We start from the raw sequence: 14,753 nt of genomic DNA on the forward strand, positions 1-14,753 counted from the left end.
CGACATACACATCCGTGCCCTGCTCGTCATACAAGGCATGAAAGAGCAGACCCTCCTGCAACGGCGCCACCGGCAACACATCCACCAGCCCCGGACACGCCGCCTCCAACTCCTCCACCCGCGCCTGCTCCAACGCCACCAACGCAAAATCAGAAGGCGTGAATCCGCCGGCGGACCCATCAGCGGCATGCGCGGCCAGACCGGACAGCATCGCCGCCCAGCCCTCCACCAACCCCCACGCCTCCGCCTCACCCAACAACCGACCCGGCCACGCCACACTCAACACCAACACCGGACCACCAGAACGGTCCTGAACCAGCGCCTCCGCCTCCAAGGCGTGGAGTACGGGAAACTCTCCGCTCACACCCTCGCCGGGCTCGCTGTCATGGACCGGTGTCCAGTCCCGGTCCAGCCCTTGTGCGGCTCGCACGGCGGCGACGCGGCCCAGGTAGTTGAAGCCGATCTGAGCCGAGGGAAGTACCGCCAGGACGTCAGCCGTATCCGGGTTGAGGTGGCGGAGCAGGCCATAGCCCAGCCCGTCCCCCGGCACCGCCCTCACCTGCTCCTTGACCCGCTTCAGCAGCACACCCGCAGCCGAACCACCCGCCACGACATCGGCCAGATCCACACCCGCCGCATCCACCCGCACCGGATGCACACTGGTGAACCAGCCCACCGTCCGCGACAGATCCATCCCCTCGACCAAAGCCTTGCGGCCATGTCCCTCAACATCGATCAGGGCACCGCCCTCAAGTCCCCGACCGCGGCCGAAACGCTCACCCAGAGCCCCCGCCAGACCGGCAAGCAGCACATCGTCGACCCCCGCATGGAAGGCCGCAGGCACACCGGTCAGCAACGCCGACGTGACCCCCGCCGGCACAGTGACCGTCACCCGCCGCACGGTGGAGTCAAGGTCCCGGGCCGGGTCCACGGGCTCGTCAGTCAGCGGTGCCCGCGGGCCCTCCAACAGAGCGCTCCACGCCGGAAGTTCCGCCACCCGTTCCTCGGCGTGGGCCTGAGCGGCCAACTCCTGCGCCCAGTGCCGGAACGAGATCGGCACCGACCCCAACTCAGGCTGGCCGCCACCGGCCAAAGCGTCATAGGCCTCGGCAAGATCCGGGAGCAACACTTGCCAGGAAACGGTGTCGATCACCAGGTGGTTGGCCACGAGCAGCAACCGCCCAACGGCCTCGGGCCCGGCGTCGAACCACACCGCCTGCACCATCACCCCGGCAAGAGGGTCGAGCCGCGCGACGGCCGACTGCGCCTGCTCCTCGATCAGCCGGGTCAGTTCCTCATCGTCGAGGCCAACCGCAGGCACCCGCCGGACCCACGCATCGACCGCGAGAGTGTCCGTCTCCGGCACCACCAGCCGCCAAGGCCCGGTCTCCAGCCGCGCCCGCAAAGCCTCATGCCGATCCACCACAGCACGCAACGCACCTGTGAGAACAGCGAAGTCCGTTCCCTTCGGCGCCGTCACCAGAGCCGACTGAACGACCTCTCTCACCCGCTCGGCCCCGACCCGGTCGAGAACTTCGTGCATCACCGGGGTCACCGGTATATCGCCGACGCCAGACACAGCGCGGCTCGGCACGAGTTCTTCGGCCACGCCGACGACAGCCGCAAGCCCCTCGGGAGTGCGCCGCTCGAACACCTGCCGAGACGTGATCACCACGCCGGCCCGCCGCGCGCTGGAGACCAGCAGCATCGACAGAATCGAATCGCCGCCCAGTTCGAAGAAGCTGTCTTCGACGCCCACCCGCTCAAGACCCAGCACCTCGGCGAACAGGCCGCACAGTAGCTCCTCAAGCGCTGTGGCCGGGGCACGGCCCTCGCTACGGCCAGACAGGTCGGGCGCGGGCAGGGCGGCACGGTCGAGCTTGCCGTTGACGGTCAACGGCAGCGCATCCAGCACCACCACCGCGGACGGAACCATGTACTCAGGCAGACGGTCAGCCGCGTACCCCCTGAGCTGCGCGACATCGACCTCGCCACTACCGGCGGCCGGCACCACATAGGCGACCAGCCGCTGCTCGCCCAGTTGGTCCTCGCGCACGACAACCGCCGCCTGGCCGACCCGCCCGTGCCCGGCGATGACTGAGGTGATCTCGCCCAGTTCGATGCGGAAGCCGCGGATCTTGACCTGCTCGTCCGCCCGACCCGCGAAGTGCAGTTGCCCATCTGCCGACCAGCGGGCCAGGTCGCCGGAACGGTACATCCGCTGCCCCGGTACGAACGGGCAGGCCACGAACCGCTCCGCCGTCTGCCCCGGACGGCCTACGTAGCCCCGAGCCAGCCCCACCCCGGCGATGTAGACCTCGCCCACAGTTCCGATGGGCGCGGGCTGGAGGAAGTCGTCCAGCACGTACATCTGGGTGTTGGCGAGGGGTCGGCCGATGGCGGGCGGTGCGTCCTGCGAGGTGATGCCCTCGCCGAGCGGTGTGACGGTGGTGATGACCGTGGCCTCGGTCGGGCCATAGGTGTTCCACACCCGCGCCTGTCCCCGCCAGCGTGCGGCCAGGTCGGCACTCAACCGCTCAGCACCCAACACCCAGTTGGACACCCCGGGCACCGACACCGGGTCCAACACCCCGAGCAACGACGGCACCACACTCGCCACCGACACACCCGCCGCACGAATCATCTCCGCCAACACCGCAGGATCCGTACGCTCCTCACTCCCGGCAATCGCCAGCGTCCCACCCGCAGCCAGCGTCACCACCACATCCAGCACCGCCGCATCGAAGCTGAACGACGCGAACTGCAACGCGGTGACACCCTCATCCACACCCAGCACCGGCCGCATGGCCTCCGCCAGATTCACCAGGCCGCGGTGCGTAACCGCAACACCCTTCGGGCGTCCCGTCGACCCGGACGTGTAGATGACATACGCCAGCTGGTCGTCCGTCAGCGACACGCTCGGAGCCTCTGCCGACTCCTGGGCAATGGCCTCCGCGGCCTCATCCAGCAGCACCACGTGGAGGGCCTCCAGTGTCAGCCCATCCAGTGCCTCGGAAGTGCTCAGCACCACGGCTGCCCCACTGTCGGCGACCATGAACGCCAACCGATCCGCCGGATACTCCCGATCCAGCGGCACAAACGCACCGCCCGCCTTCCACACCGCCAACTCGCCGACAACCATCTCGACACCACGCGGCAGACACAGACCAACCCGCGACTCCGGACCAACCCCCAACCCGATCAAATACCGAGCCAACCGATTCGCCCGAACCTCCAACTCCCCATACGAGACCACCTCGGCCCCACACCGCACCGCAACCACACCCGGCGCAACCCCAACCCGCGCCCCAACAAGGTCCAACACCGAACCCACCGACACCGACCGCGCCGTCGCATTCCACTCCCCCACCACCACAGACCGCTCCACCCCACCCAGCACATCAACCTCGCTGAGCCCAAGGCACGAGTCGGCAGCAACCTGCTCCAGCACCCGCAACAGCCGGTCGGCCAGGGTCTGAGCGGCCTCGGTGTCGAAGACGTCCCGGCGATGGTCGAGGCGGAGCCTGAGCCCGCCGATCGGCTCCACGCCCAGGGTCAACGGGTAGTTGGTCGACTCCCGCACACCGGTCTTGGAAAGCCGCAGTGGCGCGGGAGGGATGCTCTGGCCGGCCCGGTAGTTCTCGAATGCCATGAGGGTGTCGAAAGTGGCGCCCGGCCCCGCGATTCGCTGGATCTCGCTCAGGCTCAAGTGCTGGTGATCCAGCAGCGCGGACTGCTGCGCCTGCAGCTCGCCCAGCATGTCGGCGACGGTCTGCGCCGGGTCCAGCCGCACCCGTACCGGAATGGTGTTGATGAAAAGCCCCAGCATGTCCTGCATGCCCGACAGCTCGGCGGGCCGACCCGCCACTGTGGCGCCGAACACCACGTCGCGGCGGGACGTCAGCTTGCCCACGACTATCGCCCAGGCGCCCTGCACCAAGGTGTTCAGTGTGAGGTCATGCCGGCGAGCCGCCTCTTCGAGCGCACCGGTCAGCTCCTCGTCCGGCGCGATGACCACCTGGCCGGTGTCCCCCGCCGCTTCGGGTGCGTGCGGCGCCACCAGTGTGGGCTCCTCGGCACCGGTTAGGGCCTGCTGCCAGGCGTCGCGTGCGGCGGACTTGTCCTGCCTCGCCAGCCATGCCAGATGCTCCCGGTGCCCACGCACCGGAGGCAGCCCACCTGCATGCCCACCAGCCTCGTAGACCGCCCACAGCTCGCGCATCAGGATCGGCAGGGACCACCCGTCCAGCACGATGTGGTGCAGGGTTACGACCATGCGGTGGCGCTGTTCGCCCAGCTTGACCAGCAGCACCCGCAGCAACGGCGGCTGTGCCAGATCGAACCGCCGCGCCCGCTCCGCAACCTCCAACCCCTCCAACACCGCCTGGGCTTCCACCGCCCCAAGCCCGGACAGGTCCTCCTCACTCCACGGCAACTGGACCCGCTCCACCACCACCTGCACCGGCTCAACCACACCGGCAAGCTGCCGGAAACCCGCACGCAGACTCGGATGCCGGTCGATCAACGCCTGCCACGACCCCCGCAACACCACCGCATCCAGCGGCCCCTCCAGGTCCAACAGCATCTGCTCGACATACACATCCGTGCCCTGCTCGTCATACAAGGCATGAAAGAGCAGACCCTCCTGCAACGGCGCCACCGGCAACACATCCACCAGCCCCGGATGCGCCGCCTCCAACTCCTCCACCCGCGCCTGCTCCAACGCCACCAACGCAAAATCAGAAGGCGTGAATCCGCCGGCGGACCCATCAGCGACATGCGCGGCCAGACCGGACAGCATCGCCGCCCAGCCCTCCACCAACCCCCACGCCTCCGCCTCACCCAACAACCGACCCGGCCACGCCACACTCAACACCAACACCGGACCACCAGAACGGTCCTGAACCAGCGCCTCCGCCTCCAAGGCGTGCATCACCGGCGCCTGGGCGGCGATACCCTCACCCAGCCCGTCCTCGGCCAGCTGCCATTCCTCGTCACGAGCGACGAAGCGGCCGAGGTAGTTGAAGCCGACCTGCGCGGACGGCAGTGCCGCCAGCTCCGAGGCGGTCTCCGGGTTGAGGTGGCGGAGCAGGCCATAGCCCAGCCCGTCCCCCGGCACCGCCCTCACCTGCTCCTTGACCCGCTTCAGCAGCACACCCGCAGCCGAACCACCCGCCACGACATCGGCCAGATCCACACCCGCCGCATCCACCCGCACCGGATGCACACTGGTGAACCAGCCCACCGTCCGCGACAGATCCATCCCCTCGACCAAAGCCTTGCGGCCATGTCCCTCAACATCGATCAGGGCACCGCCCTCAAGTCCCCGACCGCGGCCGAAACGCTCACCCAGAGCCCCCGCCAGACCGGCAAGCAGCACATCGTCGACCCCCGCATGGAAGGCCGCAGGCACACCGGTCAGCAACGCCGACGTGACCCCCGCCGGCACAGTGACCGTCACCCGCCGGACCTCGGCACCTCGGTTCAGGTCCTCGTTCAGCGGCCGGTCCGTCAGCAGCGCATCGCCGCCCTGCACCAGTTCCGTCCACGCCTGAAGTTCCGCCACCCGTTCCTCGGCGTGGGCCTGAGCTGCCAACTCCTGCGCCCAGTGCCGGAACGGGATCGGTACCGACCCGGGCTCGGGCTGCGTGCCACTCGCCAATGCCGCATAGGCCTCGGCCAGATCCGGCAGCAGGACACGCCACGAGACGCCGTCCACCACAAGGTGATCGACCACCAACAGCAGCCGACCACCGGCGTCAGCTCCGGCGTCGAACCACACCGCCTGCACCATCACCCCGGCAAGAGGGTCGAGCCGCCCGACGGCCGCCTGCGTCTGCTCCTCGATCAGGCGCGTCCGCCCCGCGTCGTCCAAGCCACTCGTATCGACCCGCCGGACCCACGAGTCGACTTTCACGGCGCCCGCCTCGGGCACCACCAGCCGCCAGGGCCCGGTCTCCAGCCGCGCCCGCAAAGCCTCATGCCGGCCCACCAGCGCCTGCACGGCATCCACCAGCACTGCCAGATCCAGGCCGGTCGGCACTGACACCAGAGCCGACTGGTACACCTCACCCAGATCCTCCGGGCTCACCCGCGCCAGCAGCTCGTGCATCACCGGCGTCAGGGGCACCTCACCCGTGGCAGCGACCATCTCACCGACCGAGGCGCCGTCGGTCAAGGGAACGGCCACCGCGGCCACCGCGGCCGGGGTGCGCAGCTCGAACACCTCGCGAGTGCTGATCGCCACGCCGGCCCGCCGGGCACTGGAGACCAACAGCATCGACAGAATCGAATCGCCGCCCAGCTCGAAGAAACTGTCCTCGACGCCCACCCGCTCAAGGCCCAGCACCTCGGCGAACAGCCGGCAGAACAGCTCCTCGTCGCGCGTGGCCGGGGCACGGCCCTCGCCGCGGCCGGACAGGTCGGGCGCGGGCAGGGCGGCACGGTCGAGCTTGCCGTTGACCGTCAACGGCAGTGCCTCCAACACCACCACGGCCGACGGAACCATGTACTCGGGCAAGCGATTGGCCGCGAACTCCCGCAGCACAGCGCTGTCGAGTCCATCATGGGCAGGAACGACGTAGGCGATCAGCCGCTTCTCGCTCCGCTGGTCCTCATGGACCACGACGGCGACTTGGCCGACCTCGGGATGGGAGGCCAACACGGCCTCGACCTCGCCCAGTTCGATGCGGAAGCCGCGGATCTTGACCTGCTCGTCCGCCCGACCCGCGAAGTGCAGTTGCCCATCTGCCGACCAGCGGGCCAGGTCGCCGGAACGGTACATCCGCTGCCCCGGTACGAACGGGCAGGCCACGAACCGCTCCGCAGTCAGATCCGCACGTCCCACATATCCCCGTGCCAGACCGGAGCCCGCGATGTACAGCTCGCCCACGACACCAACCGGCACCGGCCTCAGGAACTCATCCAGCACGTACACATGGGTGTTGGGTAGCGGTCGGCCGATCGCGGGCGGTGCGTCCTGCGAGGTGATGCCCTCACCGAGCGGTGTGACGGTGGTGATGACCGTCGCCTCGGTCGGGCCATAGGTGTTCCACACCCGCGCCTGCCCCCGCCAGCGTGCGGCCAGGTCGGCACTCAACCGCTCAGCACCCAACACCCAGTTGGACACCCCGGGCACCGACACCGGGTCCAACACCCCGAGCAACGACGGCACCACACTCGCCACCGACACACCCGCCGCACGAATCATCTCCGCCAACACCGCAGGATCCGTACGCTCCTCACTCCCGGCAATCGCCAGCGTCCCACCCGCAGCCAGCGTCACCACCACATCCAGAACCGCCGCATCGAAGCTGAACGACGCAAACTGCAACGCGGTGACACCCTCATCCACACCCAGCACCGGCCGCATGGCCTCCGCCAGATTCACCAGGCCGCGGTGTGCAACAGCAACACCCTTCGGGCGCCCCGTCGACCCGGACGTGTAGATGACATACGCCAGCTGGTCGAGCTCCGGCGACGACCCCAGCGATTCCCCGGACTCCGCGGCAATCGCGTCCGCCACCTCATCGAGCAGCAGCACATGCTCCGCGCCCAGCGCGAGCCCGTCCACCGCCTCGGACGTGCTCAGCACCACGGCTGCACCACTGTCGGCGACCATGAACGCCAACCGATCCGCCGGATACTCCCGATCCAGCGGCACAAACGCACCGCCCGCCTTCCACACCGCCAACTCGCCGACAACCATCTCGACACCACGCGGCAGACACAGACCAACCCGCGACTCCGGACCAACCCCCAACCCGATCAAATACCGAGCCAACCGATTCGCCCGAACCTCCAACTCCCCATACGAGACCACCTCGGCCCCACACCGCACCGCAACCACACCCGGCGCAACCCCAACCCGCGCCCCAACAAGGTCCAACACCGAACCCACCGACACCGACCGCGCCGTCGCATTCCACTCCCCCACCACCACAGACCGCTCCACCCCACCCAGCACATCAACCTCGCTGAGCCCAAGGCACGAGTCGGCAGCAACCTGCTCCAGGAAGCCCACGATGCAGCGGTGGGCCGCGCGGGCCCAGTCGGCGTCGTAGCGGTCGGAGTTGGCGTCCACGGTGACCCGTACACCGGTCTCGATCGACCAGTCGCTCACGCGCACAGCGAACTCCGCGACCTGCCGAACCGGCAGGTGATCCACGACGCAGCCGTGGTCCCCGAAGCGGAGCTCCTCATCGATCGGCGTGATGCTCACATACGGGACGACATCCGCACGCGATCCTGTCGTCCGGCTCATGAAGGACGCGACCGCCGCGACGATGAGGCTGGACCAGCGTGTCTCGCCTTGGGGTGTCGCCGTACGGAGCGTCGCCACCGTGGCCGGCGGTACGAGGCCGGTCTCCCGCAGGACGGGGGTACCGGGCCGCGGGTCATGTGCGTAGGGCTCGGAGTCCCCCTGGAAGGTGCCCTGTTCCCTCGGGGTGCTCCACGAGGCGGGCCTCGGTGCGTTGGTGGGCTCCCGGCGAAGGAGGTCCGTGTAGGTCTCCGCGACTCGGCGCGCGATCAGCAAGCACCCAGAGCCAGACCCAGAGCCAGACCCAGAGTCAGAGGAGTCCAGCAGCAACTGGTTGTAGCAGAGGAACCAGATATGGCGTTCCTGGGAAATCTTGAAAAGGCCGAATGAGAAAAGCCGGTTGCCGGCGGGCTCCTTGACCTGCTGCAGTTCCGCCTGCATCAGCATCTCGGCGACGCCGCGCGGGTCGCTCTCGCCAGTGAGGTCGACGGCCTGGAGGTGCCAGTCGGGGACTGGACCGATGGCCTGCGTGACGACCTGCCTGAGCGCCAACTCGAAGGTTGCACTGTCGATCTCACCGAATATTTCGACGCGCTGACCGACATTGATGTGACCGGCGTGGCCGTTCATCGTTCCCCTTCAATAGAAGACAACCCGCTACAGAACACAACCCGCTACCACTACTGCGGAATTAAGAATCGGACCATGACGTCATCCGGTTTTGGGCAAGGGTGAATCGGCCGAAGAATACGGAGGCGACTCTGTCTCCGTTCCTGTCGACTGCCCGGCTGCACAGCTCCATACAGCCCTATACAGCTTTCCTACGGTCGATTACGCGGCATTCCTATGCCCGGATCTCCGGCTCGGAGTATCTGTGCTCCGGCGGCCCGCCGTGCCGGCCCTGGCGGCTGACACGCCTGGTCGGCACGGTGTCCAACTGGCCGGATTCCACGCTTGGACGCGCCGGAGGCGTGCTGTGTGTTTCGGCCATCCTGCGTTCCACCCGGAGCACGAGTTCCGCCCACATCCCCGCGCATTCACTGGCCAGATCAGCCACGATGCCGCCGCAGTGCGACGGGACGTTGTCGATGATCTCTTGCCACTCCTCAGTGCTCATGGCATGGATGTTGAGCAGCCGCAGCAGCGCGCGACCGGTCTCGCTGAACCGCAGGGCCGGGTCCGCCTTGAGGCGTTCCACGGCCGCGGTGCGGTTCTGTACCGGCGTTCGGTCGGTCGACGCGGGAGTCGCGGTGGTTGCGGTCGTCGTGCCGGGGGCGATCGGTGTGTTTGTGGATGCCTGTTCCGTGCTTCTTCTGCGGCTTGATATACGCAGCGGATCTTCGCCGCGGCTCATTCGGTTTCTGACATCCCGTGCGGTCTCCGGCGATATGGCGGCCGCGCGGGCGATCTGGCGTAGGGACAGGCCTGGTTCCTGGGCGATGAGTTCGCTGGCGAGCCTGCGCCCCTCGGTGCTGTTGAGTGGACGGACCCGGCCGTCCTTGCCGAGCCGGCTCGCCTGTGCGTTCGGTCCGCCCGGTGATTTTCTGCGCAGCTCGGCGATGGTTCCGGGGGCGAGGCCGGTCACCGAGGCGATCATCCGGTCCGACCAGTGCGGGTGGGAGGTGACGATGCGGCCGGCCGCGCGTTTTCGGTCCGTCATCGTCAGGGGGAGACCATGCGCGATGTTGGATTCCACTGCCAGGACAAAGGCATCGGATTCGGTGCCGTCGAAGAATCGGACCGCGATCTTTTCCTGACCACGCCGTTCGGCGGCCCGCAACCGGTGCAGGCCGTCGATGACGCGCATCGTGGCCCGGTGCACGATGATCGGGGGCAGGGTCGTCTCTGCCACGACCAGCGCCTCCACATGCTCCGGGTCCGTTCCGCAGCTGCGAGGTGAGTAGGTCGTCGAGAGCAAGCTGATCTCCACCTCGACGACTGTGTTCTGATCGAATTGCGCGTGCTCAGGTTTCAACTGCAGCTCCCCGTTGCCCGTTCGGATTCATCCGCGCCCGTCCACGTCTCCACTGCGCCGACAGGCATATGTGACGTGTACAAGACACATCAGCCCCGTCGTCGGCCGTGCTGAATCCGAAGGCTGCTGCTCAGCCCATTCGTTGGCACACATCTCCAATTACTTGATTTTTGTACCCCAGTCACAACTGGCCGGAGTACCCCCCTACCGCCCCTATCGACTCCGGGGCGTTTCTGATCAATCGGGGCCCAGGTTGAGCATGACGAGGCGCACGATGAACGAGTGGCGCATGGAACACGACTCCCGGGTGGAGCCGGGTGTCCGCTCACCGTGCGTGATGGCAGCACAGGCCCGCGATCCCATTCGGATCGATGTAATCCGCTCATCAAACAGACCGACACCAACTGCATTTATGCAGCAAGCACATGTCGTATCCTTGTGGTAGTCGTCTATTCGCTGTGGCAGAATCGAGTCAGACATAGCCGAATCCGATAGTTGGCTTCGGTTCCGTGGATCGCTGTCCGACGATCAGGCGTCAGGGTGGTTACGACGGGGGACTCGTAAATGAGGATGGTTGAACGCGACAAACAATTAACAATCATGGAGGACATGCTTGACGCATGCATTGCGGGGCACGGCGGAGTGGTGTTTGTCAGCGGACCGGCGACAAGCGGGAAGACGGCGCTGCTGCACAGTTTCAGGGAGCGCGCCGCCGCCTCGGGTGCACTGTTCCTCCAGGCCACGGCCTCGAGTGCGGAACGTGACCTACCGCTGGGTGTAATGGAGCAACTGCTCCTCGGCGCGAATCTGCCGGCGACGGAGGACGCGCGCACGACCGAGTTGCTCGAACTGGCGGCAGGCGCTCCGCAGGCATCACCGGATGTCATTTCACGGCTGTGCGGAATTCTTTTGGCGAAAGCCAAGAAAACTCCACTGGTACTGACCATTGATGACAGCCATCATGCCGATGGACAGTCCATGGAATGCGTGCTTTATCTGGCACGGCGAATCGCGATCAGCCGGGTACTCGTGGTACTCGGAGAGAGCAACAGCGTGCCTTCCGGAAATCTTCACTCACGGGCCGAGCTGTTACGACTGCCCGGCTGTCGGAGTATCCGGCTCGATCTCCTCTCGTGGCGCGGAGTGACGGAGATGATCCAGTCCGCCCGGGACGAGTGGCCGGCCCGCTCGTTCCCCGGGGACTTCCACTGGAGGGACTTCCATCGGATCAGCGGCGGCAACCCACTGCTGCTGCGGTCGCTGATCGACGACTACAGCACCGCGGCCGGGGCGGGCGCCGTCGAGCCGGTGCCGGGTGCCTTCTTCGAACAGGCCGTGACGACGTGCCTGTACCGCATCGACACATCGCTCAGGAACACCGCGTGCGCGCTGGCGGTGCTGGGCCCGCACGCTTCGCCGGCCGAGCTTGCCGACGTACTCGGCATCGACTCGGACTCCGCCCAGCGCCACCTGGGCGCGCTCGCCGAGACGGGCCTGCTGCACTCCGGCTGGTTCCGGCACGAGGCGGCCCGCGACGCGGTACTGCAGAGCATGGATGCCGCTCAGCGCTCCCAGGTGGAGACATGTGTGGCCCAGGTGCTCCACGACCACGGCAACGCGGCGACCGACGTGGCGCGCCATCTGATCGCCGCGGTCAAGCCCGGTGAGGCTCCGTGGCTGCTGCCCACCTTGCTGGAGGCGGCGGACCGGGCGCTGGCCGAGGACGATGTCGACCTGGCCCTCGACTGTCTGCGTGTGGCACGCGACATCTGCACCGACGAGCGGGACGCGCTGGCGATCAGAATCGGGCTGGCCCGTGCGGGCTGGCGGGTCAACCCGTCCGCCGCGGCCGCGCATCTGCCCGAACTCACCGCCGCCGCACTCACCGGCCGCCTCCCGGCCGGCCACACCCACGCCCTGATCGGCTACCTCCTCTGGTTCGGTCAGGTGGACGAGGCACTCGCGGTCTTCGACACCCTGGGCAGGCACGGCACCGCGCCGGCCGGACCGTCGGCGGAGCCATGGGAACCGCAGTCGTCCGACCGCGTCCGGCTCTGGATGGCCTACGGCTACCCGGGCCTGCGGGGCACCGTCCGCTCCGCCGTACCCGGCGGACCTCAGCAGGGCTCCGCACCGGCCCTGGCCCCGGCACAGAGCACGGTGCGACGAGTCGGGGATCTGCTGGGCTCGGTGTTCGGCCGCAGGGCGAGCGACGACGTGGTGGTCCGGACGGAGCAGATACTCCAGGGAGCCCGGCTGGACGACGACGTCCTGGCGTCCGTCCTGACGGCCCTGGGCTCGCTCGTGCTCGCCGACGGCCTGATCCGAGCGGCCTTCTGGTGCGACACGTTCCTGGCGGAGGCCACGGAACGCCGAGTCCCCATGTGGCAGGCGCTGTTCGCGTCGGTCAAGGCCCTCATCGAGATCAGGCTGGGCCGACTGGAGGCGGCCGAGGAGGCGGCTCGTACCGCACTCACCCTGGTCTCCCCGGAGGCCTGGGGAGCGGCCGTCGCGCTGCCGGTCGCCTCCTTCCTGCAGGCGAAGACGGCGCTGGGGCGACTCGACGAGGCGGCCGCGCAGCTCAGCATCCCCGTGCCCGAGGCCGCGTTCCAGACCCCGGCCGGGCTGCTCTATCTCCGGGCGCGCGGTCAGTACCGCCTTGCGGCCGGACATCCGTACCCCGCGCTCGACGACTTCCATGCGTGCGGGGAGCTGATGGCCCGCTGGGATCTCGATCTGCCCGGGCTGGTGCCCTGGCGGACCGACGCGGCCGAGGTCTATCTGTCGCTGGGGGACGGCGGCCGTGCGCGTGCGCTGGCGCAGGAACAGCTCTCCCGCGTGGGCACCGGGCGCCCCTGGACGCGGGGCGTCTGCCTGCGCATGCTCGCCGCCACCGTCGAGCCGCCGCAGCGGCCGAACCTCCTCGGAGAGGCCGTGGAGATCCTCCGGGAGCGGGGGCACCGACTGGAGCTGGCCCGTGCGATGCACGATCTGGCCGGTGCCTACCGGGATCTGGGGGACGAAGGGGGATCGCGGACGCTGGCGCGCCAGGCGCAGCAGCTGATGCGCGAGTGCGGCATACAGCCGGCGGAACCGGAAGGTCCGGCGAACGGCGACAGGGCGGCGGTTTCCTTCGCCGACCGGACGTGGACACGCGGCGTCCACCCCGAGCTCGTCGGTCGGCTCAGCGACGCCGAGCTCCGCGTGGCGAAGCTCGCCGCGCGCGGGCACACCAACCGGCAGATCGCGAGCAAGCTGTTCATCACGATGAGTACGGTCGAGCAGCATCTGACCCGCGTCTACCGCAAGCTGAGGGTCCGGCGCACCGACCTGGCAGCCCGATTGCAGTCGGAGGAGGCGGACGGCGCGCACTGGACCGGCGACGAGCGGCCGGGTGCCGGCGTCACCGACGCCCGGGAACGCGTGCGCTGTTGAGCCCTCGCCACCAGGGTGCGGCGCGGCGGGAACTCCGCGCCGCACCTGCGGGCTCGCCGGGGCGTGCGTCACACCGGTCCTGTCCTGAGCCACTGTGTGAGCCTCCTGGTGCCGGGACGGGAGGTCGACCGGAACCCATTACTACGGGGCGTCCGGTCACACCGCGGTCCGAAGCCGCCCTCGGGGCGGCTGAGCGTGACCGGCGCGAGTCGAGCAGGAAGGCGCTGCCCAGCCGGATGTTCCCGGCCCGGGCATCGGGCCGGCAGGTATCGTCTGGAGGCGAAAAGGTCCAACACGACAACGCACGACATAGCGACACGAGAGCTGTGACCGGTCTGTGACCAGGCGTTGGGCACTCTTCCCAGAGTGATCTGTCTCCACCGCCCCGTCCCACCGGTCGCGGCACGACTCGCCGGGGGTGGGCGATGAGAGTGCTGGTGGCCGAGGACCATGTCGAACTGGCCGATTCCGTGGCCAGGGTGCTGCGCCGCGAGGGCATGGCCGTGGACGTCGTCTACGACGGCATGGACGCGCTCGAACACACGTCATTGATCGACTACGACGTCGTGATCCTCGACCGGGACCTGCCCAAGGTGCACGGCGACGAGGTCTGCAGCGCGCTGGTGCGGCAGCCACAGCATGCCCGGGTGCTGATGCTGACCGCGTCGAGCACGATCGCCGACCGGGTCGAGGGTCTCAGCATCGGCGCGGACGACTATCTTCCCAAGCCCTTCGCCTACGCCGAGTTGGTGGCACGCATCCGTGCGATCGCCCGGCGCCCGCACACGGCCCTGCCGACGGTCCTCGTCCGCGGCGAGCTCCGGCTCGATCCCGCCCAGCGGATCGCCACCCGGGCGGGCGGGCGGCTGCCGCTCAACCCCAAGGAGTTCGCCGTCCTGGAGTATCTGCTCGGCGCCGACGGCCGGGTCGTGTCGGCGGAGGAACTGCTGGAGCGGGTGTGGGACGAGGCGGCGGATCCGTTCACCACGACCGTCAAGGCCACGATCAACCGTCTGCGGTCGAAGCTGGGCGACCCGCCGTTGATCGAGACAGTTCCCAGGGGCGGCTACCGGATTTGAGGGG

At 68.3% G+C, this 14,753-nt stretch carries 4 protein-coding genes and 1 pseudogene; 3 read left to right on the forward strand and 2 right to left on the reverse strand.

What is annotated here, in order from left to right:
• Window positions 1-8,890 (reverse strand): amino acid adenylation domain-containing protein (locus tag ACFY1J_RS10295; RefSeq protein ID WP_390731028.1); only part of this gene is annotated, 8,890 nt, incomplete at its 3' end.
• A gap of 214 nt (window positions 8,891-9,104) precedes the next feature.
• Window positions 9,105-10,235, reverse strand: a complete 1,131-nt coding sequence (locus ACFY1J_RS10300; RefSeq protein ID WP_390706222.1) for a ParB/RepB/Spo0J family partition protein — start codon at window positions 10,233-10,235, stop codon at window positions 9,105-9,107.
• A gap of 570 nt (window positions 10,236-10,805) precedes the next feature.
• On the opposite strand from ACFY1J_RS10300, the pseudogene ACFY1J_RS10305 reads away from it, so the two are divergent.
• The 3 genes and pseudogenes from ACFY1J_RS10305 to ACFY1J_RS10315 form a co-directional block, all read left to right on the forward strand.
• A pseudogene (locus ACFY1J_RS10305) lies at window positions 10,806-11,258 on the forward strand (ATP-binding protein); the annotation flags it as partial.
• A gap of 129 nt (window positions 11,259-11,387) precedes the next feature.
• Window positions 11,388-13,670 (forward strand): LuxR C-terminal-related transcriptional regulator, encoded by a 2,283-nt coding sequence (locus ACFY1J_RS10310; protein ID WP_390706269.1) that lies wholly within the window; start codon window positions 11,388-11,390, stop codon window positions 13,668-13,670.
• Window positions 13,671-14,095: 425 nt separating this feature from the next.
• The gene (locus ACFY1J_RS10315) at window positions 14,096-14,749 is read left to right on the forward strand and encodes a response regulator transcription factor (RefSeq protein ID WP_390706221.1); all 654 of its coding nucleotides are present in this window, start codon (window positions 14,096-14,098) and stop codon (window positions 14,747-14,749) included.
• The last annotated feature ends 4 nt before the right edge of the window (window positions 14,750-14,753 follow it).

The sequence above is a fragment of the Streptomyces sp. NPDC001406 genome (assembly GCF_042895285.1).
Lineage (GTDB): Bacteria > Actinomycetota > Actinomycetes > Streptomycetales > Streptomycetaceae > Streptomyces.

Bases quoted from the DNA above. Each gene is read 5' to 3' on its own strand.
- ACFY1J_RS10310 (WP_390706269.1), top strand. From the start codon at position 11,388: ATGATCCAGTCCGCCCGGGACGAGTGGCCGGCCCGCTCGTTCCCCGGG.
- ACFY1J_RS10315 (WP_390706221.1), top strand. From the start codon at position 14,096: ATGAGAGTGCTGGTGGCCGAGGACCATGTCGAACTGGCCGATTCCGTG.